This window comes from Vibrio sp. Makdt (genome assembly GCF_027587015.1).
GTDB lineage: Bacteria > Pseudomonadota > Gammaproteobacteria > Enterobacterales > Vibrionaceae > Vibrio > Vibrio chagasii_B.
In genome coordinates, this window is the sequence record NZ_JAPPTH010000011.1 from 156349 (window position 1) to 177684 (window position 21336).

Consider the following 21336-nt stretch of genomic DNA (forward strand, 5'->3'; position numbering starts at 1 on the left):
CAATTTAGCGCATTAAGATAAAGATTTTGTACTGTACGAAACAAAAGAGGTCATAAGACCTCTTTTGTTGTTTTTATGTTGAGTAAAACATGGTATTACTTGCATAGTTATTATTTAGCAGGAGCAATCATCCCCATGGAACTTACATTAGATAACGTATTCAATTTTAGTGCTGGCCCAGCGGCTCTGCCTAAGCCAGTAATGAAACAAGCACAAGCTGACTTCATTGATTGGAACGGTTTAGGCACTTCCGTTATGGAAATCAGTCATCGCAGCAAAGAGTTTATTCAAGTTGCTGATGAGTCTGAGCAAGACCTACGTGATCTTCTGAACATCCCAGACAACTACAAAGTTCTGTTCTGTCAGGGGGGCGCTCGTGCTCAATTCGCTGCTGTACCTCTAAACCTGTTAGGTGATGCGACGAAAGCGACTTACATTGATGCGGGCTACTGGGCTGAAAGCGCAGTTACGGAAGCGAGCAAGTACTGTGAAATCGACGTGTTCAATGCAAAAACGACAGTCGATGGTAAAGCCGCTGTAGTTCCAGCTAAAGATTGGAAAATCGACCCAGAAGCGGCTTATGTTCACTTCTGCCCGAATGAAACCATCGATGGTATTGAGATCAGTGAGCTACCACAAACAGACAAGCCTATTGTTGCTGATATGTCATCTAACATCTTGTCTCGTAAGATCGATGTGTCTCAATATGGTGTTATCTATGCTGGTGCGCAGAAGAACATTGGCCCAGCGGGTATCTGTATCGCTATCGTGCGTGATGATCTGCTAGATCTTGCAAACGACGTATTGCCAAGCATTCTTAACTACAAAGTACTTGCTGAAAAAGACTCTATGTTCAACACGCCACCAACGTACGCTTGGTACTTGTCTGGTCTTGTTTTCAAATGGTTGAAAGCTCAAGGTGGTATTGAAGCGATGGAGCGTGTGAACCAAGAAAAAGCAGCACTACTGTACAACGCGATTGATGATTCTGATTTCTACAAGAACGAAGTGCACGCAGCAAACCGTTCAAGAATGAACGTACCGTTCCAACTTGCGAAACCTGAGCTAGATGCGAAGTTCTTAGAATTGGCTGACGCTGCTGGTCTTAAGTCGCTGAAAGGTCACCGAGCAGTCGGTGGCATGAGAGCATCGCTTTACAATGCGATGTCTCTAGAGGGTGTACAAGCGCTTGTAAGCTTCATGAAAGATTTCGAAGAGAAATACGCTTAATCAATGACAGGTTAGTGAACGATACAGCGCTGATTTGCTTTTTGTTGTGTCGATTGTACTAAACGAGATGAATGCCGCTTTTGCGGCATTTTTTTTTGCCTAGAAATGCGTAAAGGGTATGATATGTTGCAGTTGTAGACAGAAGTGTTATGCATAGATAGCACTAATGTTTCTCGGGCGAAAAGATCAACCGCAAGCGTCACTTTTTCTGTTTATTCATGAATGTTTGCTATATAACGTCTCGCCCGACGTGTAGTCAGCACTACCGATTACTTGAGTTTTGTTATTTGTCAGCGTGGGTGCAACTTGAATTAACGATACGTTTTTACCATGAGGAAATAGTGTGAGGTTTTTGAGTACATTAGCGGCATTATTCCCGGTATTGACCAGCGCTGCTACGCTCGAAGTTTGGGTGGGCATCAATTACGAAACGGCAGGTTACGTCAAAGAGCATATTGAATCTATGACTGATCATAGCGTCGAAATTCGCCCGTTTAATGTCAACAGTATTCGTTCGGAACTCCTTGTTGCCGATCCTCGTGATAAGACTTTTCCAGATGCGATCTGGGTACCCTCCGATTTTTTAGGTCTGACTGAATATATTGATTTAGCAACATTACCCTCCAATTGGGTTGATACTTCACGCTATGAGAAAAAAGCGTTGGGTTCAGTGGTGCTAAACGGTGAACTTAAGGCGTTACCTGTTGGTATCGGCAACCAGTTAGTGCTTTATTCTAACGAACCTCAAACTCAAGCCATCACTTGGGAGGAACTAATGAAGCGCTCGTCTCAATCGATGCAAGCCAGTGTGCTTTTCCCCAATCCAAACATGTATTTCTTTTTGGCATTCTACCAGTTGTTTTCACAAGAGAAGCTCTCATCGAAAACCATCAATGGTGAGGACTTAGTGTCTGTTTTTGAGTTTATCGACATGCTCGAGAAGAAGAATGTTATTAAATCGTCTTGTGATGAAGTCTGTGCAAGGCAACGTTTTATCGATGGTGAGGTTGAGTTTTTAATTGATGGAGATTGGGCTTTTAGTGAATTAGAGCAAGCCTACGGCAGCCAGTTGCAAGTGAACTCTTTACCAACCTATCGAGGTCAGGCTATGTCTTCATTTAGCGGCGCTAAGATTTTTGCAGTGACCAAGAAAGGTATGCAAGACCCTGGAACCAAAGAAGTCTTAAAAGAGGTGGTTGAGTATTTGCAGTCGAACCGTTTCACCTACTTAGCGCATTCAAATGCAATGATCTCTCCATTCCATGAAGTGAATCAGCGCCGTGTTGATGAGGGAAATGTCACCTTTTCAAACATGTACGATGAATTTCAATCATCACAAATGATGTCAAGCGACTACAAAATGGCGATTGTTTGGGAAGCAACTGCCAGAGCTTATGAGCGATATAAATCGGGAATGCCAAAGCAGAAGCTACATAAATTTTACGATGACTTTGTCGCGTATTACTCAGCGACCATGAGGTCTGCACAATGAAGTTCTCATTAAAGTACTCGACGGGTTTAGTGTTATTTGCTTGCTCTTTGCTGCCTGTTTATTTAGCGGGTCAACTCATACTGAATATGCAGAATGAGAGCTCTTTGGAACAGAAAGAGATCAAACTGGTCAATTCTAAAGCTGGTATACAACAAACGGTGCAGGAGCAGATCGACCTTACTGCCAGCCTCACCCAATGGTATTCACAAGATCGTTCCCTGATTAAAGCGGGCGGGAATATCTTTTTCTCTAGCGTTGTGTGGGACAAGATGGACAGCTTTAACACACTCGCGGATAGTGTGTCGGCGACATACATATTAGATCGCAACTGGAAACCCATTTATGACAGTAATGGCAGCTTGTACCACTTTGAACAAAGTCAGTTATTAGAGGAACTCAAGCATCCTCAGCCTGGATATACACAAGGCAAGATGTACCATATTGAATTCACTGAGTCAGAACTTGCTGATGATGCGAAGTCAGGCATTGCTTTTGTCGCACCAATACTGCCATATCGACTCATCGAGGGTTCCAACTACACACCACAAGGTTATCTTGTCGTGTTAATGGGGTACGATAGATTAGAGTCGAAAGTCGCGCCATTCTTATATGAAAACGAATCTGTTGGATTTAAATACCTACCTTCTGATGCGCAAGACAGCACTTGGGCGCACAGTAAAATTGTATCCAACAACAACACTTTGTTTTCGAAAAATCTTGTCCTAGGAGTAAGACACCAGGTGTCTGATGAGGCTCGTTTGTTGGAGATGCAGCAATCTCAAGTTGTGTTTATTCGAATATTCTTCGCGACATTATTTGCTGCCATCGTTATTGCTTTGGTGCTTAATCGTTGGTTCTCTAAACAATTGAATCTACTGACAGAATCTGTTGAATCCTATTCAAACAATCGCCCGCCTAGTCACGGTGCAAATGAACATCATTTTACAGAGTTCATTACATTTAGTCGTTTGCTGGAAAAAATGTGGGGACGAATACAGCATCAATTAAGTGAGGCACGAGTTCGTAATGACCAGTTAAGAAGTGCTTACCACCAAATCCAAGAGAGTAATCACAAGCTGGAGAATTTCAACCTTCAGTTAGAGCAAACCGTAGAAGAGAAGACGAGTAGGTTAACGCATTCATTGGCTCGTGAAGAGTCTCAGAAAAACCGTATTCTTAAGATCGTCAAGTTTGCTTCCACGAGACAAAATGTTGAATACCGACTGATTCCAGAACATGTTAATCGACAACTCGAATCACTCCTTCCGAATTGCCTAATTGAGTTCAGCTTTAGTTGTATTGCTGACGGAGAAATCGTGGACAACGATTTTTCTGATCGTTACAAGGTTTTAAAAGACTCGAAAGATACAACGATTGGCCACTTTTTCTCTCAAAGTTTTGCTTTGCTGAATGAAGAAGACCTGCTGATTTTTGACTTATACCAAAAGCAGTTAGCAGGTTGGGTTGAGCTAGAAAATATGAATCGTATCAACATGCCTACAGGGTGTTATAACCGTAAAGCCTTCGATGAAGATCTGGAGTTTTATAAACAATGCGCGACCGAGAATAAAGATAGCTTATCTTTGCTGATCATTGATATTAATGGGTTAAAGGCCGCCAACGACCAGTATGGCCATGCCGTGGGTGATGAGCTGATAAAAGGTTGTACAAACGTCATTCGTAATCGGTTAAGCGGGGCGAGCAACCTGTATCGATTAGGCGGTGATGAATTTGCCATTCTTACTTTGGCACCAGCCGAGCAACAAGCACAAGATCCCCAGCAATTAGCTCAACGACTATATGCAGATCAATTTGAGCAGGTTGTCGAAACGCAAGCCGGCGGTAGCATTCCGGTTAGATTCTCGATTGGGGTCGCTTCAACAGAGTCGACCGGTATAGAAGACTTGTTCTCTCAAGCCGATGAAGATATGTATCTTCAAAAGCGTCGTTATTACCAAGGTTTGTCTGAGGCAGTAAAGTCGCGCGAATCAAACATCAGTTAGAATTAGAGTCTGAATTAAGGATTAAAGGCGGGCGTTCTTAGCTTCGACGACCATTAAAGCGAAACTGCTGTGGCGTGACATCGAAAGTCGCTTTGAAGGCTTTAATGTAAGAGGAGTCGTTTTGGTAACCCACTTGATCAGCAATGCTTTGTATCGAGTTATCTTCGTCTAGCAGGGACAATGAGTAAATCAGTCGTATTTGTTGACGCCACAGCTGAAACGAGGTGTTGAACTCTTTCGAGAATAATCGTGATAACGTTCGCTCGGATGCACCTACTTTTTCTCCCCACGCTTTGAGCGACAAATCTAAATTTGGCTCATCAGTGAGGGCTTCAAATATCAACTTCAAACGTCTGTCTTGTGGCAATAACAACTGAAATGTCTGTACGTTGTCTTTCATTATTTGGTCGTGCAATACGGACAGTAGGCGAGACACTTCTTCATCGCTCACCAATCCCTCACACTGTCTGCGAATTTCTTGCAATAGCTCGTTTAAAAAGGGAGTCAGTGCAATGGTTCGAACCTCGGGCTCATACTTAGTTCCAAAGGCTGGGTTAAGGTAAATACCAACAAACGTGGTATGACTCAATGCGATAGATTCATGTGAAATACCGGCAGGTACAAACAAAGCTGATGTGTGCGGTACAAGGTGTTGATAGTGTTCTGTTTGAGTTTGTAGCAAACCTTTGAGTGGAAAGATCACTTGATGCCATGTGTGTTGGTGCATCGCATCGATGTAACCTTTCGGCATGTCGATAGTCTTAACGAGCGCGGGCGAGTTCGGATTGGCGACCATCATCTTGTTGGAGGTGACCACTCCAGTACGAGAATCGATTTGGCGGGTTAGCATGGTTAAGTGTCCTTATGTCCCTATTCTGACGGAGCGACCCTAGGCTATCATGCTCGACAAATAGAATGAAGCCGAGAGGATACGAGCATGCGCTTTCAAGTAGAGATATCCAAACAAAACCAGCTTTTGTTTAAAGTTGATATTGAGAATATCGACCGCAGAAAGTGTGAAACATCACTCGATACTGTATTAGCTAAGTTTCCAATCGAAGAGGGCTATCAGCGTCATGTGTTGGCTTCTGATAGTGAGACTCGCTACCTCAAAAGCACCGACCAGAGTATTGAAGTGTTGGCGGCGATTCCGATATTTAGATCATTAGGCGAGCGATAGTACTGCTCGTAGAAGACAATATTCTCGCAGAAAGAACAATAAGATTGAGACAAGAAGGGAGAGATATGAAGAAGTTAGGCGTGGTAAACAATGTATTGGCAGGCAAAACGGTCGCTTTCGCACATGGTGCAAAAAGTGCCATCAACAAACAAGTATTGTTGGAGCGTCAACACGCAACGGAGCTGGGTTTTACCAATGATGAGCAAGGTGATCCGCGTTTTCATGGCGGCATTCAAAAAGCCCTCCATATCTACCCAAGCGAACATTACCCAGTTTGGCAACAGGAGTTGGGCGACAAAGGTGTTTTTCAATCAGCTGGCGCGTTTGGAGAGAACATCAGCTCAAGCGGCGTGACCGAACAATCGATTTGCTTAAAAGATAAAATCCGTATTGGGTCTACTTTGTTGGAAGTATCGCAAGGGCGTATGCCTTGTTGGAAGCTCAATGTGCGTTTTGACCAACACGATATGGCAAAAAGGCTGCAAGACACACTCAGAACTGGTTGGTATTTCCTAGTGTTAGAGGAGGGCGAGATCGGTGCAGGTGATGAGATCATACTGTGCGAGCGTCCTTATCCTGATTGGTCGCTTGCTCGTATCATGGGAGCAGTTTTTACAGGAAGTTTAGATAAAGACTTATTAAGTCAAATGACGGCATTGCCATTGGTTGAGTCTTGGGGAGCGCTTGTTGCACGTCGCCTCGAAACGGGTAAAGTCGAAGATTGGGAAATGCGCTTGGTTGGGCCTACAGCGGTATAAACCAGTCGTTAGATAGAGAAAGCCCGCTATTTAGATATAGCGGGCTTTTTAAGTCTGATGAGCTTCGTAATTGCCGTTATAGCCAGAAACTCTTCAGCGGCATATCAGGCGAAAAGTGATGAGCAACTTGTGCTTGAAGCAACTCTGCGGTTGCAATTGCATCAGTAAGCGCATGATGTGGCGTGTAGTCGGGTAGGTGGTATCGACGACGGCTTTGCCCCAGTCGAACCGAGCCAGGCTTCTTACCTTTTAATTTATTCCACAGGCCGCCAGCCAGCTTGTTCTGGATCTGAGACTCAATCTCTAGCGTGTCCAGCACCGGAAACTCGATACCTTCATTCAATCGCACTTTCAATGCGTTGTTTAAGAAATCTCGCTCGATACGACGGTAGTGAACAACTGGAATATGACCAGCCATCGCTTGCAATACTTCATCCAACACTTCATCAAGATCCGGTGCATCGATGATGTCATTGTGGGTAATGCCGTGGATTACCACTGACTCCTCTTCTAGCTTCTGACTTGGGCGTAATGTCCAGTGCCTTGCTTGTCGCAGGTAGATTCGGTTAAGGGTGAATGGCACCAAGCCAATGGTGATGATCCCATCTTTAGAAGGGTTCAGGCCAGTCGTTTCGAAATCCAACGCTAAGAACATCACCTCTGAAAGTGGTGTGTCAGGCGCAGGAAGCGGTTGGCTATAGAACTGTTTTAAGCGTTCATCTTGGGCACGTTCAAGCTTTTGAGCAAACTTAAATGGCCAATCGACCGCGGGTGATCTGAATAGTTTGTTCATAGGCCCTACTTAAACTTGTTACTGGCTTGGTAACGGAACTTAAGGAAGTTTTGCGCATTACTTAAGATTTGGAACGCATCCTTAAGGTTACGACGTTCAAAATCAGACAGGTTTTCCGGTTCGATGTTGTTATCCGGCTCAACATTGTTATCAACATCGTGCGCTTGGTGGCGAATGCGCACCAGAGAGATAAATTCCATCGCATCTTTAAGATCTTGTGCTCTGCCTTTTGGCAAAATACCTGCGTCGATAATGTCGTCTAAGCGCTCAAATGAGTTTTTAGAGCGAGAGCCCACCGCAAGAGAGTGAACTCGAATCAAATCGGCGAGAGGGGCCGTACCACGTCGTTTGAGGTTGATGGAGTTGTTATGACGACCATCTTTCTCCATTACGAAGTCTTTAAAGAAACCAAGTGGCGGAGTACGGTTGAGCGCATTACGTGCCAGACACGCCAGGAAGCGGTTGTTCTTACGTGCACGTCTTACGATAAAGCTGTTTAACTGTTCTGCCCATTTCAGGCGGCCATAAACACCATCTAGGTCGAAGAAGATCGATGCGTTCAATAGCGCTTTCGGGTTTGGATCATCAATCCAGTCGGCGAAGCACTCTTCCCATTCTCTGCGTGTCATGCGCCAAGTTGGGTTAGTCGCCATGATGTCACCCGTACAATACACGTAACCACATTGGTCTAAGCCGTCACAAATGAATTTTGAGAGTGCTTCAAAGTACTTGCCGTGCTTTGCTTCGTCGTAGGTGTCATCAAGAATGATGGCGTTATCTTGGTCTGTCACCAGCAGTTGTTCATCACGCCCCATAGAGCCTAATGCTAGGAAACAATATGGAATTGGTGATTTGCCTAACTGCTCTTCCGCGAGTTCGATAATACGCTGCTTAAAGCTACGACCAATTACCGACATTGCGGTGCCAACCATATGAGCATTGGCATCTTCGTTAACGAGACGGACAAAGCTGTCTTTCACTTGCTCAGAGAGCACTTTGAGATCTTCGATGCTTTGTTGCTGGAAGATACTACTTACTAAGAGCAGCGAGTTTTGAGATTCGTAACGGACGATGTCGGTCGCTTCGATAATACCGATTGGCTTCTTATCTTTCAGGACAGGTAAGTGGTGCACGTTGTAGCGAAGCATGGTCATCATGGCTTCGTATACATAGGCATTGTGGTCAAGAGAGATAACCTCAGGTGTCATCACGCTAGAGACTTCATCGGATGGATCTAGACCTTCTGCCAGTACGCGGGTACACAAATCTCGGTCTGTAATAATACCGATAACGGGCGTTGAGTCGTCTTCATCATCTTCAACGATGTCAGGGTCGATGATCAGCAAGGAAGAGACATTCTCTTCCGCCATCATGGTGGCCGCTTGTTGAATGGTGCGCGTTTTCTCAATCATCGGTGCTTCACTGGTCAGCAGCGTTTTCACTTTAGATGTCGTGAGGTCGTTGGCATCGTTATTACTTGAGTTTGCCTGACGTAAGCGCGCGTTATCTTCTACCTCTACGAAATCCGCAAAAGAGTCGTAGTTATCGTAGAGCTCTTGGAAAATAGGCTCAGGAATGCAGTAGAGCAGGGTATCTTCGGTCGCTTTTACTGGGAAGCGCACCTTGTTGTTGGTAAGCAGGCCCATTTGACCAAACAGATGGCCTTCATCAAGGCGGTTATACAGTTCCCCTTTACGACGATAGACTTCGACTTCGCCGCTTCGAACCATATACAGATCATGAATTTGATCACCAAAGTGAATGATAGGTGTGTCTTGGCGGTAATAAGAAATTTCCACGCTACTGGTCACTTTCGTCAACATCTCCTCAGGGAGCTCATTGAAAGGGGGGTATTGTGCCAGAAAGTTTTGAATCTCTAATAACTCAGCATCCATAGTAATCATCCATTGGTTTGTATGATTTCATGGTACAACATTTGATAATAATTTGCCGTCACAAATCAATCTGTGAGCTAAAACCTTTTTAAAGTCTTAGGGATAGACTAACCTTTCAAATAATGGAGTGACAGTTTAAGGATGATGGGAATGTCGAAGTGGAAGCTTAGTTTTGTATCTGCAGTTTTTATGTTTTCTCCAAGTTTGTGGGCAGACACTCACAGTGTGGATATTCTTGATTACGACCACGTTTATGCAACGGCGCATTCAGGCAGTTTAAACGAAGATGCTGGGGGAAATAATAATGCATCGGCGTTTGGATTGGGTGTGAGCTACACCATGACCGATGATTGGTTACTGCTTGGTGATTATAGCGCGCGTTTCATCCACCCTGACGAGAGTACTACTCGTATTGATACACTAATGGCTGGTGCGGGTTATCGTTATAGCATCAAGAAAGACTTGGATATTGTCGCTTCTTATTTGCTTGGTGTGACTAAAGGTGAAGTTGAGCTGAATGGCACCAATGAGACCTTAGAGTCGGACACGGAATTTGTCCAAGGTGTTAAAGCCGAGCTTAACTATGGCTTTGCTAAACGTTGGATTGCGAACGGTAGCGTGCAACTTAACCGCAGCGATTTATTCGATGAAGAGATTTACCACCTAGGTTTACGTTATTTAGTGACCAACAAGTTTGCGATTGGTGGTTCATACCAACATAGAGATGGTGAGGGGAGCACAGGCGTAAGTGAGAGGACGAATGAGTTAGGTGTCGAGTTCTTCCTTGAGTACTAATAGAATTAAATCTAACGCGTTACGACAGCTACAAGAAAGCCAGCTTTATCGCTGGCTTTTGCATATCTAAGTGTCTGCAGAGCTGTTACGATTAAAGAACCGCAGCGATACCTTTACATAGAGGGCCCATGTTTGACTTAGTCATGCCCGCTACGCTGATGCGGCCAGAGCCAACAATGTAGATTGCGAATTCGTCTTTTAGGCGGTTTACTTGCTCTTTGCTCAAACCAGAGAAAGAGAACATGCCGTTTTGGCGCTCGATGAACGTGAAGTCTGCATCAACACCTTCAGATTTCAGTGTTGCAACGAACAGTTCGCGCATCTCTTGAATACGGTCACGCATCTCAGCGACTTCCGCTTCCCATTCAGCACGTAGACCAGCATCGCCAAGGATGTGAGTTACGACAGCACTACCGTGCGCTGGTGGGTTAGAGTAGATAGAGCGGATGATGCTCTTAACTTGAGAGAATGCTGTTGTTGCTACGTCTGCAGACTCAGCAACCAAAGTGAATGCACCAACACGCTCATTGTACAGACCGAAGTTCTTAGAGAACGAGCTCGCGACTAGAATCTCTTTGTTGTATTTAGCGAAAGTACGAAGGCCTGCCGCATCTTCTTCAACGCCTTTTGCAAAACCTTGGTAAGCAAAATCGAATAGTGGAAGAAGCTTCTTCTCAGCAACGAGTTTAGCCAGTACTTCCCACTCTTCAGCTGTTGGGTCAATACCTGTTGGGTTGTGACAGCAGCCGTGAAGAAGAACGATATCACCTTCAGAGGCTTTCTCTAGGTCAGCAACCATGCCTGCGAAGTCTTTGTCTTTTGTTTCAGCGTTGTAGTAGCTGTACTGAGCTGTTTCGATACCCGCAGCAGCGAATACGCCGTTGTGGTTAGCCCAAGTTGGGTTGCTGATCCAGATCTTCACATCGCCAAGTTGGCGCTTAATGAATTCACCTGCAACACGCAGAGCACCAGTACCACCCGGAGCTTGTGCTGTTTTAGCGCGTTGAGAATTTACGATTTCTGCATCTGAACCGAAAAGCAGCTTCTGTACCGCTAGGCCGTATTCAGCTGTACCTTCAATCGTTAGGTAAGATTTGGTTTTTTCGTTTTCAAGAAGTGCAGCTTCTGCTTTCTTTACTGTTTTAAGTACTGGCGTTTGACCATCTTCATTTTTGTAGATGCCAACACCAAGGTTGATTTTCTCTGCACGAGAGTCGTTTTTAAACTCTTCAGTAAGGCCGAGGATAGGGTCGGCAGGCGCAGCTAACACTTTTTCAAACATAATCTTCATCCATGTCAATTGAGAGGGGATAGTATCTATGGGTAGTTATACCTGTATGGAATTTTTAAGACAATACGAAGTGAACAGAAAGACCAAAAAAAATCCATTTCAATCAGATTTATTGACTAAAGAGGGTATTTGATAACAAAACACCCTACGGATTAACCTATAGGGTGCAAGAAGTTAGTGGTTTTTGAAAAGATTATGCGGTGGAAGTAATAAGGCTTTCTCTCTCCAGTTCGTTTTCTTCGTTTTTTCCATCTTTGTAAGTGGCCGCAATTTCAACAAAAAGGTCTTCGACGGCTAAAAAGGCTTGAACAACTTGCGGATCAAAATGAGAACCTTCACCTTCTAAAATGATCGCTTTGGCTTGTTGATGTGTAAATGCTGGCTTATAGACGCGTTTAGAGATTAATGCGTCATAAACATCGGCTAATGCCATTAAACGACCAGATAAAGGGATGTCTTCGCCAGACAATTGATTTGGATAGCCGCTGCCATTCCATTTCTCGTGGTGAGTCAGGGAAATCTCTTTCGCGACTCTTAAGAAAGAACTGCTCCCGAGTTGCTTTTCAGCGATAGATAAGGCTTCAGCGCCAATAGCAGGGTGCCCCTTCATTATTTCAAACTCTTCGTCAGTCAATTTTCCCGGTTTCAACAGCACGCTATCAGGAACGCCTACCTTGCCAACATCATGCAGTGGCGCAGACTTATAAAGCAGTTCGATATAGTTTGGAGTTAACAAGGCTGAATGGGTTTCAGATTTACTAAGCTCTTGTGCGAGTACCTTAACGTATTCTTGAGTTCTAAGGATATGCGCGCCTGTCTCATTATCTCTCGATTCGGCAAGTGCAGATAGACTGACAATCGCGACATCGCGTGTGGTTTTTACTTCGTTTTGCGCTGTTTCCAAGCTATCGAGCATGGTGTTGGTCATTGATGCCATTGAGCCAAGTTCGTTATAGCCGAAAATAGGCAGGCGGACACCTTGCTCTCCATTTGTCACCTTGTTTAATGCGCACTCTTGGCTAAGCAAAATACGCTTAATCAGCTTGCTCCACAGTGTCATGATGACAATAGCGTAGCCGCCTAATACAAGTGCTAAATAGATGAATTCTTTGATTACGCTGATCTTGCCTGTGCCATCGAGTAAGCGGGCTGGATTGTGTTCCAGCCAAAATATGTCTTTGACTGCAATCATGGTTAGCATGGTCGTCAGTGTGACAAGAAGTACCATCACCAAGCCAATCATCTGTTTAACTAGCGAGCTTCTTTCACCGACCAGCTGAAAATCATACGTCCCTGTGGCTTCCATATCGTCCATTTGCTTTAGTTTGGCGCTTAGCTGGAGAATGGTGCCGGTGAAGAAACCAAATAAGCTCATTCCAAATAAGACTTTTAGATTACTGTCTACGGTGAACTCGTAGCTAAGGTTGTAATACAGTGCGAACGGGATACTCGCTGCAAAGAACAGAAAGGTATCAAGCTGAGCAAACCTGCCTTGCTTAACCAAAGCGAGATTGGCGAATAAAAAGTGACGAACAAGCCAAACCAAGACAAAAACGATGCTGACGTGAGTGAAAATCTCAAGTGTGGATAGGCTCTCAAGCATCGGACACACTCGGCTACCATAAGTGCCAAAGAGCACCCCGGCGATAGCGTATAACTGGGTCGTTAGCGATTTATTATAGTTAGAAGTATCCATCGATAAGCCTTTGTTCTTGTTGATTTACATGAGCCTTAGATTGATTGACGGATAAAGACGCACGCACGATTAACATAGATGACATGAATGAGACCGGAAATTCTATCGATAGCTTTCGCGGATTGATACAAGAAAGTGGTTAGTGTTGGATTTTTGTTAGCTAGGTGGGGAATATTACAGCGTTATTATGAAGAGGTTTGAATAGCCTCGGTTGAGTCTCGAGGCTATTACGTCGATGAGGTTGCGATGAGAGCTGAGAAGATTAGCTACAACGCGACCTAACGATTATTAAAAGGCGATTACTTTTTCAGATTGATTTCAGCTTCAATTGAACCAGTTTCAATCTCTGGGTGTGACGCCAGTTTGTCTGCTGCCCATTGGTTGATGTGCTTAAGAATTGCAGATACCGCGTGCTTTTCAGTAGGTGCTTGATCTTGCTCTACATCTAGCTTCTGCTTTGGATGTGAGCCTGTCGCATCTTCAGCAATATGGAGCCAATCTGGGTGCCAGTAGTATGGCTGGCCACTCGGTGTTGTCCAACTATGAACACCGTTTGACTCTCCTTTATAACTTAACTGATCTGCTTCTATTTTTTTCATTGTTATCTCGCATGTTTTTGGGTTACATCAAATTATTGAGGCGTAAAGCGAATTTAGCTCTTACCTTGGGTACAAACTTAGCAAAGCTTACAAAGTTATCTGTGAACCAATTCACACAATTATAGAAATTAGGTGCAATCATATGGATAGAAGCAATAGTTGATCACGTTAATGATAAGATCACCCGTCCACAGGAATTTATCTAGGTAGTACAATTAGATGGCGCGTTATGAAGAGCTTGCAAAGGATATTCGGACTCAGATCGCTAATAACACGTGGCGTTCAGGGGAGAAGATCCCTTCTGTACGCATGAGTTGTCGTAACTATAACGTCAGTAATAGTACTGTTTTACAAGCCTATCAGTTGTTAGAAAGTGAAGGTTGGATCATTGCCAAGCCTCAGTCTGGCTACTTTGTCGCCCCTAAGGTCGACGGCGTTGACTACGAAGCGCCAGTAGCACGAGAGAAGAAGGCGATTAATGATCGCTTGTTCGATTTCTTAAAGTCCAGCTCAGCAGAAGGCGTCATTCCTTTTGGCTCCGCTTTTCCTGACCCAGACCTTTTTCCTTTACCTACCTTAACTCGTAATCTAGCCAGCGCCGGCAGGAAGATGACGGGTGCCAGTGTCATTAACAATCTACCACCTGGAAGTGAATCTTTAAGAAGGCAGATAGCACAGCGTTATCTACAGCAAGGAATTACGGTTAACCATCAAGATATTGTGATTACTTCGGGTGCGATGGAAGCTCTGAACTTGAGCCTGCAAACCGTGACTCAATCTGGCGACTATGTTGTGATTGAATCGCCGGCATTTTATGGCGCTTTGCAAGCGGTAGAGAGGTTAGGGCTCAAACCGATAGAAGTGGATGTTTGCCCAGTCAACGGATTGGATATTGAACAGTTTGAAAGCGTGCTGAAGGACCATAATGTGAAAGCATGTTGGCTGATGACGACTTTTCAAAATCCGACAGGCACAAGTCTATCAGACGAAGCTAAACGCCGCGTTGTAGAGATAGCAGAGCAGCACAATACCTACATTATTGAAGATGACGTTTATGGTGATCTTTACTATGAAGGACACAAGCCTAAGCCCCTGAAGGCGTTTGATAAAACGGATTCGGTTTTGCTGTGTGGTTCTTATTCAAAAAGTCTTTGCCCTGGCTACCGCGTGGGTTGGGTGGTCAACACTCGCTTCAACGATGCGATTCAGAAGTTGCAACTGCTATCCACGCTCTCTAGTAGTGCGCCAGTTCAGCTTGGTGTCGCACATTTTTTAACTCATGAAAGCTACGATAATCATCTGCGTAAATTACGTAAGAATCTCTTGCAGAGAAAAGCACGCTTTTTAGAGGTCATCAAACAATATTTTCCACACTCTATTCAGCTTGAAGAACCCGCTGGTGGCTATTTTATTTGGATACGTTTCACTGCTGGTTTCGATAGCCAGCAGTTTCATCAACTAGCGATCGCACAGGGGATAAGTGTCGCATCGGGTGATTTGTTTAGTGAGCAGGGTAGTGTGGATAACGCTATTCGACTGAACTTCTCTTATGAACTGACTCAAGAAAGAGAGCAAGCCCTGAAACTGCTTGGAAAACTCGCACATCAGTTAGCGAATTAAGTGCCGACCTAAACGCTAACTGACTCATAAAAAACGACATAATGCTAACTGTACGGTTTTAATGTGGCGAAACTGTACGCCTTATTGGCTACAGAGTTGTGATTCAATAACGGTAGACCAAATATTGGAGAGACTGTTATGTTGAAGATGACTATGGGAAATGAAGTGAAGCTGATTGTTGTCGCGATTGTGTGTGCGCTTCTGCTTATTCTTGGCCATGTATTATTGGCAAAAGCATTCGCTGATATGGCTTGGGCGGAGTACACCACCGCTGCGATTCCATTCGTGATGATGGCGATCTGTGGCTTGGCAATAAAGTACGCTAGTAATCAAGATGTTGATTAGCACACCTATCAGGAGCTTGGTGTGGCATGACTCCTAATAATTTTTTCGTTTGTATTCTGAATATAAAAAAACCTCCGCAATTGCGGAGGTTTTTATTTTCTTTCTTTTAATTCGAGCTTAATGCGGAATTAGAAGTTTGCAGAGCGAGGAGTACGTGGGAATGGGATAACGTCACGTACGTTGCCCATGCCTGTTACGTAAGATACTAGACGCTCGAAGCCTAGGCCGAAACCTGCGTGAGGCACTGTGCCGTATTTACGCAGGTCGCGATACCAGTTCATGTGCTCAGGGTCGATACCTACTTCGCGCATACGCTCGTCTAGGATGTCTAAACGCTCTTCACGTTGAGAACCACCGATGATTTCGCCGATGCCTGGTGCTAGTACGTCCATTGCCGCTACCGTCTTACCGTCATCGTTCGCACGCATGTAGAATGCTTTGATGTCTTTCGGGTAGTTCTTAACGATTACTGGCGCTTTGAAGTGTTCTTCAGCTAGGAAACGCTCGTGCTCAGAAGACATATCGATACCCCATTCAACCGGGAACTCGAACTCACGACCTGAATCTAGAAGAATCTGGATTGCGTCAGTGTAGTCTACTTGTGCGAAATCAGAAGTTACAAACTGCTCTAGGCGAGTGATTGCTTCTTTGTCGATACGTTGAGCGAAGAACTCAAGGTCGTCACGACACTCTTCTAGTACGGCTTTGAATACAAACTTAAGCATGTCTTCAGATAGCTTAGCGATATCTTCTAGATCCGCGAAAGCAACTTCAGGTTCAACCATCCAGAACTCAGCTAGGTGGCGGCTTGTGTTTGAGTTTTCAGCACGGAACGTAGGACCGAACGTGTAAACTTTGCTTAGTGCACAAGCGTAAGCTTCACCGTTTAGTTGGCCAGATACTGTTAGGAATGTCTCTTTACCGAAGAAATCTTCGTTGTAGTCAACATCGCCTTTTTCTGTGCGAGGTAGGTTTTCCATGTCTAGCGTAGAAACGCGGAACATTTCACCTGCACCTTCAGCATCAGAAGCAGTGATCAGCGGAGCAGATACCCAGAAGTAACCTTGCTCGTGGTAGAAGCGGTGGATCGCTTGAGATAGGCAGTTACGAACACGCGCTACTGCACCGATTACGTTTGTACGTGGACGTAGGTGAGCTACTTCACGAAGGTATTCGATAGAGTGACGAGTTTTCGCCATTGGGTATGTTTCTGCGTCTTCAACCCAACCAACAACTTTAACGTCAGTTGCAGCAAGCTCAAAATCTTGACCTTTCGCTGGAGACTCAACAATCTTACCTGTTACTTCAACAGAGCAGCCAGTCGTTAGCTTTAGTACTTCGTTTTCGTAATTATTAAGATTATTAGGGACCACGGCCTGAATCGGGTCGAAACAAGAGCCGTCATAAATGGCAAGGAAAGAGATTCCAGCTTTGGAATCACGACGTGAACGGATCCAGCCGCGAACAGTTACTTCACTGTCTACTGCTAGCTTGCCGCCAAGTACGTCTTTTACAGGCGCGTAAGTCATGTTGGTTTCATTCTCCATTGAGGGACAAATTCAACGCAATGTTTGCAATTGATTGTTTATAGTTCGCTACATTTTGAACAAAAAACAATCGAAACATTGAGTTGTATAAACTTTTTAAATCAATGGAACATATTACCTGTCATACGGAGAGCTTCAACCTTTATTCTTGCTTGTAGAAAGAAATATTGTGTATGTCAGCCATAAAACCCAATAAGGGTTGGTTTTTTGTTCGATCTCTTAGTCTGTTTCCACTTCTTGCATGTTGTCACGTGCCACGCCTGTGATGAGTTGGTCGCTGCTCCATTGTAATCTTTGTTTCCAATAATGATTGTGTGATTGCATTGAACCTCACACTATATTGTCGCGGTTTCTCCTATCTAGGAGACCATTCACCCTCTTTGTTTGTCGCGAATTCACTTTGCTGCGAATTAAAGAATCACCAGAGGAGTTTAATATTCACGTGTTAATTACGCCGCCTTAGCCCCTGCATTCTCTCTACACCCGCACTTTTCGAGCGCTCGCTCATTCATGAAAAACAGTCGAATACAATATGTCTGAACAAGGCAGGATAGGCTGTACAAGTAAAAGAGAATTACATGCTTAATTATTTAAAAACACACTGGTTATCAAATATTAAAGGAGATTCATTATCTGGGATTGTGGTAGCACTTGCATTGATCCCTGAAGCTATCGCATTTTCCATTATCGCAGGCGTCGACCCTAAGGTGGGTTTATACGCTTCATTCTGTATCTGTGTTGTCACCGCTTTAGTGGGTAGCCGTCCGGGGATGATATCCGGTGCGACAGGAGCAATGGCGCTATTGATGGTGACTTTAGTCAAAGAGCACGGACTTGAGTATCTGCTTGCTGCATCATTTCTTGCTGGTGTCATCCAAATTCTTGCAGGCTATTTGAAGCTGGGTAATTTGATGAATTTCGTGTCTAAATCTGTGATTACCGGATTTGTGAACGCGCTTGCTATTCTTATATTTATGGCTCAATTGCCGGAGCTTACCAACGTACCTTCAAGCGTATATTTGTTGGTCGTATTGGGATTAGCGATCATCTACTTACTGCCTTACTTACCGAAATTGGGCAGCGCAATTCCATCACCCTTGGTGGCGATTATCGTGCTCACCATCATCAGTTTGATGTTTGGCCTAGAAGTGAGAACCATTGGTGACATGGGCAAACTTCCTGATTCGTTACCCGTGTTTTTAATTCCGAATATTCCATTCACGCTTAATACCTTCGAAATCATACTTCCATATTCCATCGCTTTGTCAGTCGTTGGCATGCTGGAATCCTTGATGACTGCGACCATTGTTGACGATCTGACGGATACCGAAAGTAATAAGAACAACGAGTGTAAAGGACAGGGTGTCGCGAACATTGTTGCGTCACTGTTTGGCGGTATGGCGGGCTGCGCGATGATAGGTCAGTCGATCATTAACATTAAGTCAGGCGGCCTAACCAGACTATCTAGCATGATTGCTGGTGTGGTTCTATTGCTCATGGTGGTGTTCGCTGCAGACTGGTTAAAGCTGATACCGATGGCGGCACTTGTCTCTGTGATGATCATGGTATCGATCGGTACCTTCTCTTGGCGATCGATTGTCGAACTTAAAGATCATACCTTACCGACCAATGTCACCATGCTGGCAACGGTTGTGGTGGTTGTATTTACTCATAACCTAGCGATTGGTGTCGCGGTTGGCGTGGTGCTTTCGGCCCTATTTTATGCTCACACGAGCAAGTCTATGGTCTTTATCTCCGATGAAGTCGTGACCAATCAAATGCATACCACTCATAAAGTTAAGGGGCATGTGTTCTTTGCATCTTCTGATGCCTTTGTTGATTTGTTCGATTACGACAAGGCGACGTCGTTGGTCACGATCGACATTTCTGAGGCGTCATTTTTAGATAACACCTCGGTTGAAGCACTCGACAAGGTGGTCTTCAAGTTTCGTAAGAAAGGGGCTTATGTCGATGTATCTGGCATGGATGAGGTCAGTGCTAAGCTAATCTTCAAACATGCGATGTATCACAAGCATACAGATTTATCAGCGATGTCGATTACACACTAGCGGCTGTTTGAACATAGAGTTCATAGCCTAACTAATGGCTACGTAGAAAGGTGAAGCGCTCGTGGGTGAGCGCTTTTTTGTTGGGTGACAGTTAGATATTGTTCTCGGTTTAGGCTTTGTCTTTGGTACAAGATAAAGTGAACTGATTAATCAGGGATTCTAGGTGGTCAGACAGCTCTTCTAGGTCAGTACTGATATTACGCGTCTCACCTGCCGATAGTGATGTGTCGTTAGCGTGCGATGTGATGGTTTCGACTTTCCGCTGAACATCTTTGGTTGCCTGGGTAGTAGATTGCGTCTGTTGTTGAATGTTCTGCGCATGGGCGAGCACCTGTTTCATCTCTTCGACAACACTATTCATTTCAATAGAGAGTGCATCAATGTCGGTAGAGCTTTGGTGTGCTTGTTCGCACACGCGATCGGCAGAGGTTAATGACTCTTCGCTGCCTTGTTGGAATTGGTGAATAATTGATTCAATACTGCCCGTGGCCTCTGCTGTTCGAGAGGCGAGGTGGCGAACCTCGTCCGCAACGACTGCAAATCCTCGGCCTTGTTCACCTGCTCTCGCAGCTTCTATTGCAGCATTGAGTGCCAAAAGGTTGGTTTGATCGGCAATGCCACGGATCACACTCAGTATCGAAGACACTTCGCCTGTCTGTTCGTTGAGTGTGGTGATCTTGTGTTTCACCTCTTCAATACTAGTAACAAGGTTCTTTATCTCGCTACTTGCATCATGGGCTTGGTTCGCACTTTTACATGCCACATCCGAAGTGTGATTGATGAGGTCAGATGCGGTTAATGTCGCTTGTTCTACATTGACCTGCTGAGCTTGTATTCCTTCAACATTACTTTGTACTTCAGCGGTCTCATTCTGCTGGTCGCTGGTGGCTTGCTCAGTAATTTGTGCGACGCTCGTTAACTGATTGGCGGACGCGTTCAGCTTATGAGAGGTATCTTGTACTTGTTCTAAACTGCTTGATACTGTGCCCATAAACGAGTTAATTGATTTCGCCAGAGTGCCAATTTCATCTTGGCTCTGTTCCGGTAGGCGAGTGGAAAGGTCCTTATCGCTGCTGACTTGAGTCATAAAGCGAGAGGTTTGCTGAAGCGGGCGTACAATGATTTTACGAATCAGCCCTATCGTCAGCACAAAGCCAGCAAAGGAGATCACTGCCATGATACCGATCGCAGCCATAGTTTGAGTGTTAATCAGCGAATTAACATGACTCAGATTGTACTCTAGTCGAATTGCTCCCAATACTTCACCTTCTGGTGCCATATGACACGCGACACAATTGGTACCACGATAATTCTCACTCGACTTCATTGGTAGAGCTATCACCAAGCCTTCACCCCAGTCAGCAGAAAATGGTTCGATGACGGTTTCGCCTGACAAGGCTCTTTTGTCAATCTCATCTACGGGTGTTTGGTTGTCGTTACCCGGTCCATATAACTTACTTACGGCATCGGCGCGTAATACTCGAACGTCTTCAATACCTTCTTGCGCGAGCGCTTTCTGACGAAGCGTTTCTTTCTGTGCCATGGTGCCGGTTAGCATCATCATATTAAGGCTATCGAAATAGTTGCTCGCTTTATCGTGAAGCTGTTCACTTAGAACGGAATTAACAAGTTGTTTTTGTTGGGAATATTGAAAGTAGGTGGATATTGCCAGTAAGAAGGTGAATACAATGGCAAGAGCAACCAGGATCTTGAAGGTTATTGTTGAGCGCATAGGTGTTTTTATTAGTTCTGATGACGCGACTACTGTACTGGTAAGAGACCTTACCACCTATGGGGTATATTGAATTGTGTGACCACACTCCGGTTGTGGTTTTGTTTCTGTGATGTAGCGAGTTTGTATGTCAATTGGCATCACACATGAGAGTCTAAAGAACGAGGGCTCAGTTTTGGCGGCTGGTGTAGTAAGTGAGTGGCAGCTATTACACATAAAATTGATATTTTGGATGGTCGAGTTGTATTGGTCAGGTTGTCTTCTATTAATAATGATTATTGTTTTTTGATG

At 44.6% G+C, this 21336-nt stretch carries 17 protein-coding genes; 9 read left to right on the plus strand and 8 right to left on the minus strand.

Annotated elements, in window-relative coordinates:
* The first annotated feature begins 135 nt into the window (after positions 1-135).
* The 3 genes from serC (at position 136) to OH460_RS15300 (ending at position 4725) form a co-directional block, all read left to right on the plus strand.
* Positions 136-1230, plus strand: a complete 1095-nt coding sequence (gene serC, locus OH460_RS15290) for a 3-phosphoserine/phosphohydroxythreonine transaminase (protein ID WP_269998364.1) — start codon at positions 136-138, stop codon at positions 1228-1230.
* A gap of 343 nt (positions 1231-1573) precedes the next feature.
* Entirely contained in the window at positions 1574-2722 is a 1149-nt protein-coding gene (locus OH460_RS15295; RefSeq protein ID WP_269998366.1) for a sugar ABC transporter substrate-binding protein, read from the plus strand.
* Positions 2719-4725, plus strand: a complete 2007-nt coding sequence (locus OH460_RS15300; protein WP_269998368.1) for a GGDEF domain-containing protein — start codon at positions 2719-2721, stop codon at positions 4723-4725. Before OH460_RS15295 ends, OH460_RS15300 begins: the two co-directional genes overlap by 4 nt.
* A gap of 37 nt (positions 4726-4762) precedes the next feature.
* On the opposite strand, the gene OH460_RS15305 is transcribed toward OH460_RS15300, so the two are convergent.
* The gene (locus tag OH460_RS15305) at positions 4763-5575 is read right to left on the minus strand and encodes an AraC family transcriptional regulator (protein ID WP_239963042.1); all 813 of its coding nucleotides are present in this window, start codon (positions 5573-5575) and stop codon (positions 4763-4765) included.
* 87 nt (positions 5576-5662) lie between these two features.
* On the opposite strand from OH460_RS15305, the gene OH460_RS15310 reads away from it, so the two are divergent.
* Together OH460_RS15310 and OH460_RS15315 are read left to right on the plus strand one after the other, a co-directional pair.
* Complete coding sequence (locus tag OH460_RS15310; RefSeq protein ID WP_105059333.1) at positions 5663-5905, plus strand: hypothetical protein; 243 nt, start codon at positions 5663-5665, stop codon at positions 5903-5905.
* Positions 5906-5970: 65 nt separating this feature from the next.
* A complete protein-coding gene (locus OH460_RS15315) occupies positions 5971-6663 on the plus strand; it encodes an MOSC domain-containing protein (protein ID WP_269998371.1) in 693 nt (230 codons plus the stop codon).
* 76 nt (positions 6664-6739) lie between these two features.
* Here the strand turns inward: OH460_RS15315 and OH460_RS15320 are convergent, their stop codons facing one another.
* Both OH460_RS15320 and OH460_RS15325 read right to left on the minus strand, forming a co-directional pair.
* Positions 6740-7456 (minus strand): 3'-5' exonuclease, encoded by a 717-nt coding sequence (locus OH460_RS15320; protein WP_105059335.1) that lies wholly within the window; start codon positions 7454-7456, stop codon positions 6740-6742.
* A gap of 5 nt (positions 7457-7461) precedes the next feature.
* Positions 7462-9351: a DUF294 nucleotidyltransferase-like domain-containing protein gene (locus OH460_RS15325; RefSeq protein ID WP_061031638.1), complete on the minus strand. Its 1890-nt coding sequence runs from the start codon at positions 9349-9351 to the stop codon at positions 7462-7464.
* 150 nt (positions 9352-9501) lie between these two features.
* On the opposite strand from OH460_RS15325, the gene OH460_RS15330 reads away from it, so the two are divergent.
* Positions 9502-10146 carry an outer membrane beta-barrel protein gene (locus OH460_RS15330; RefSeq protein ID WP_061031637.1) on the plus strand — a complete coding sequence of 215 codons (645 nt, stop codon included), beginning with the start codon at positions 9502-9504 and terminating at the stop codon, positions 10144-10146.
* A 91-nt stretch (positions 10147-10237) separates the two neighbouring features.
* On the opposite strand, the gene OH460_RS15335 is transcribed toward OH460_RS15330, so the two are convergent.
* The 3 genes from OH460_RS15335 to OH460_RS15345 form a co-directional block, all read right to left on the minus strand.
* Positions 10238-11428 (minus strand): amino acid aminotransferase, encoded by a 1191-nt coding sequence (locus tag OH460_RS15335; RefSeq protein ID WP_061031636.1) that lies wholly within the window; start codon positions 11426-11428, stop codon positions 10238-10240.
* A gap of 202 nt (positions 11429-11630) precedes the next feature.
* The gene (locus OH460_RS15340) at positions 11631-13133 is read right to left on the minus strand and encodes an HD-GYP domain-containing protein (RefSeq protein WP_269998372.1); all 1503 of its coding nucleotides are present in this window, start codon (positions 13131-13133) and stop codon (positions 11631-11633) included.
* Between the two features lie 299 nt (positions 13134-13432).
* Positions 13433-13732 carry a hypothetical protein gene (locus OH460_RS15345; RefSeq protein ID WP_063522463.1) on the minus strand — a complete coding sequence of 100 codons (300 nt, stop codon included), beginning with the start codon at positions 13730-13732 and terminating at the stop codon, positions 13433-13435.
* A gap of 219 nt (positions 13733-13951) precedes the next feature.
* Between OH460_RS15345 and OH460_RS15350 the strand changes: the two genes are divergently transcribed.
* The gene (locus tag OH460_RS15350) at positions 13952-15352 is read left to right on the plus strand and encodes an aminotransferase-like domain-containing protein (RefSeq protein ID WP_269998375.1); all 1401 of its coding nucleotides are present in this window, start codon (positions 13952-13954) and stop codon (positions 15350-15352) included.
* Positions 15353-15490: 138 nt separating this feature from the next.
* Positions 15491-15697, plus strand: coding sequence for a hypothetical protein (locus OH460_RS15355; protein WP_004741584.1), 207 nt, complete (start codon positions 15491-15493; stop codon positions 15695-15697).
* Positions 15698-15825: 128 nt separating this feature from the next.
* Here OH460_RS15355 and asnS read toward each other — a convergent pair whose 3' ends face one another.
* Positions 15826-17226, minus strand: a complete 1401-nt coding sequence (asnS, locus tag OH460_RS15360) for an asparagine--tRNA ligase (protein ID WP_116870352.1) — start codon at positions 17224-17226, stop codon at positions 15826-15828.
* A gap of 596 nt (positions 17227-17822) precedes the next feature.
* On the opposite strand from asnS, the gene OH460_RS15365 reads away from it, so the two are divergent.
* Positions 17823-19313, plus strand: a complete 1491-nt coding sequence (locus tag OH460_RS15365) for a SulP family inorganic anion transporter (RefSeq protein ID WP_269998376.1) — start codon at positions 17823-17825, stop codon at positions 19311-19313.
* 109 nt (positions 19314-19422) lie between these two features.
* Here the strand turns inward: OH460_RS15365 and OH460_RS15370 are convergent, their stop codons facing one another.
* The gene (locus OH460_RS15370) at positions 19423-21045 is read right to left on the minus strand and encodes a methyl-accepting chemotaxis protein (protein WP_269998378.1); all 1623 of its coding nucleotides are present in this window, start codon (positions 21043-21045) and stop codon (positions 19423-19425) included.
* Positions 21046-21336: the final 291 nt, after the last annotated feature.